We start from the raw sequence: 2,886 nt of genomic DNA, 5'->3' as shown, positions 1-2,886 counted from the left end.
TTAGTTAAGAGAGCATTTTATGAAGCGCGCTGATCAACTACAACCGCTATCTCGCCAGCATCATCTGGGTCTTAACTTGTCTCGTCATGCTAAACAATGTCTTGACATGCCGCAAGATATTGACAAACATTGGCAAAACTTGACCACTTATCTCAACGAGATGCAAAGTCATTTTGAGAGTGCAGATCATTCAATCAAGGCGGCGTTGCAGCCTTATAAGGATACTAACCCTAAGGTAGCAGCCGTACTGGCTACGCTTAATGAGCAGCAGCGCGCCTTGCGTACATTCATGACTGATATCCCAAACGGGCAAAAGCTGCATACCGTTACGGCTAAACAAGTCAGGGAATTGGGCAACTTATTGTATGATCACATGCGTTTTAAAGAGCGTGAGCTATTTCTTATTGCCCAAGAGTTTTTAAATAATGAGCAGCTCGATAATATTTATGACGCGAGCGCAGATAATGTTAAACGTATAGATGAGAATCGCTAAACTCCAACGATGTGATGACGGCTAGGATCTGTCTTAATAGAAATGTTTTTAACAACTGATAGCGGTAAATAATCCTCGCTGACATGCGCTTTTGGATAAGTTGTAGCTATCCAGTCCCTATAATTATCTACCGTCAATACTTGGCAATATACTAAGTACAGCACCTGTAGCGCAATGCTACGCGAAAATCCCATGATGCAATGAAAATGAATGACAACTCCTGTCTCACTTGCCAATGCTTTGTCTGCTTCTATTTTTTTTATTTGTTTAAATAGCTCAATCATCTCATCGCTATCAATGTCTACAAATGATTGTAGATCTAAGATAGGAAAGTAAAGGTAACATAAATTTGCATTGGTATGATCAGTCAATGCTTTTTTGGCAGGTGAGTAATGACTATTGGCTTCTACCGCGCAGTCAACGATTATGACAGTTTGGCTGTCTAAGGCACTATAGAGATTATGACTTAGCACATTGAGCACTTTAGCGCTGGCAACCGAATATATACACTTATATTCTGATAAATGATGCGGCGTCTGCTTGGCTTTTTGCGGATAAACACTATAGCGCTGCACGACATACCACATTAGATAATAACCACTTAACACGGGTGCAAATGCTACCCATGCTTGCGCATTCAAGCGACCTTGCTTATCCTTTTTAAACCATTTTTTAACATGATTAGGATACTGATAAAGCCAAGCTAAAGATAAGAAGCTCATAAGCCAATACCCAGCTAATAGCAGGCAGATTATCTCAATAAACTCATTTCTCTGACGACTCAATAGATAACCGAGTACAGATAGGAGTATAAATCCCGATACGGCAACGGCTACATACTTTAAAACGAGGTTATTTCTAAGGTTATTTGCAAGCCATATAACAGATGCGGCGAGTAAACAGCCACCAATGATATCTAAAACGTGGTGCTGATAAGTAAATACAGTAGAGACGATGATGAGGCTACAGACTACAAACAGTAGCGCTCGATAAATAACGGAGCGATAAACTTCCCATAGAGTAGCGCCCAGCACCAGCGCGTAAGCGACATGCAATGATGGCAGCTGATTAAAGGGCTTGTCCGTAAGGCCTAAAAACTGATAGCCAAAGCGCGTCCAATCAGTAGGCAGAGGACGCACAAAACTAAATCTTGCTGGAAACAGGTAAAAAATCAGGCAGCCTAAGACAGTTGCTAAAATCAATCGGCGCGTAAGCAAAGATAATTGCCAAGGCGTTTTTACCACAAAAAAACTGGCGCAAAACAGTAAAATCGACCAGCTATAAGGCACGATCATCACAGGTATAAAGGGTATAAACGTATCAAGCGGCACTGATAACTCATAAATAGTCTTGGGGACTAGGCTAAAGGTAAGGTGCTGCTGAATATCGTCAAATAAAGTCTGAGCATAAAAGTTGGTCACCGTATACAAAAGCGCAAATAGCCCCAAAGCTATAGTCAATGAGAGTCGCCTCGTTTTTTTCTGTACCTTGTTTAGGCTCATAGCATCCTATGGTCAGTTCAATGTAAAAATGATACCGTAAGATTAGGATGGTTTTTGCAGCATCAAGCGGCGTAGGCACAGCATGCTAGACAAAATTATTCTAATCTTGCGATGTTCAACGTATTTATTTTAAACGTATTCATTTATTTGATATCAACTATAGTTATTTTTACAAGTTAAAGACACTCAAAACAAAACTACTATTCGAGATTGCAATTGATATTGACATAATTGCATTACGAAAAATACTGATATTAGAAGGTGGCGTTATGGGTCAAATCAGCGAGTGGGTATTGTCTATTATGGCCAAGTTTGGTTATTTTGGCATTATCTTTGCAATGTTTGCCGAAAATGTCTTTCCGCCGATACCGTCTGAGGTCATCATGCCAGCGGCTGGTTTTGCCGCCTCCAAAGGGGATCTTAGCCTAGTCTTGGTGATTTTGGCAGGGACACTTGGCGCGGTACTTGGCGCATTGCCTCTATACTATTTAGGGCGAGTATTTGATCAAGAGCGTCTGGCAGCATTTACCGACAAGTACGGCAAATTTGTATTCGTAAAGGCGCAAGATGTGATGTCCGCTAATGACTGGTTTGATCGTCATGGCAAAATGGCGGTATTTTTTGGGCGGATGGTGCCAGGAGTGCGCTCACTTATATCTATACCTGCAGGTATGAATAAAATGGCAATAGTGCCATTTTTAGCATTAACAGCATTGGGATCAAGTATTTGGACAACGGTATTAACTTTAGCAGGCTATTACCTGGGTCAAAACTATGAGATTATTGAAGGCGTACTTGCCCCTTATTCTAAGATAATAGGTATCGCAATAGTGATTGTGATCATTGGACTGGTGATTAAACGACGTTTAAATGACCAATAATGATAATAAT

General features: G+C 40.7%; 3 protein-coding genes. 2 read left to right on the top strand and 1 reads right to left on the bottom strand.

What is annotated here, in order from left to right; genetic code table 11:
• The first annotated feature begins 19 nt into the window (after positions 1-19).
• On the top strand, positions 20-493 hold the full coding sequence (locus tag ACTXGO_RS11950; protein WP_443574680.1) for a hemerythrin domain-containing protein: 474 nt from the start codon (positions 20-22) through the stop codon (positions 491-493).
• On the opposite strand, the gene ACTXGO_RS11945 is transcribed toward ACTXGO_RS11950, so the two are convergent.
• The gene (locus ACTXGO_RS11945; RefSeq protein WP_443574678.1) at positions 490-1,995 is read right to left on the bottom strand and encodes a phosphatase PAP2/dual specificity phosphatase family protein; all 1,506 of its coding nucleotides are present in this window, start codon (positions 1,993-1,995) and stop codon (positions 490-492) included. The genes ACTXGO_RS11950 and ACTXGO_RS11945 overlap by 4 nt on opposite strands.
• 269 nt (positions 1,996-2,264) lie before the next feature.
• Between ACTXGO_RS11945 and ACTXGO_RS11940 the strand changes: the two genes are divergently transcribed.
• Positions 2,265-2,876: a DedA family protein gene (locus ACTXGO_RS11940; protein ID WP_443574676.1), complete on the top strand. Its 612-nt coding sequence runs from the start codon at positions 2,265-2,267 to the stop codon at positions 2,874-2,876.
• Positions 2,877-2,886: the final 10 nt, after the last annotated feature.

The organism is Psychrobacter sp. T6-1, from assembly GCF_052258445.1.
This window is presented reverse-complemented; position numbering and strand designations above follow the sequence as displayed.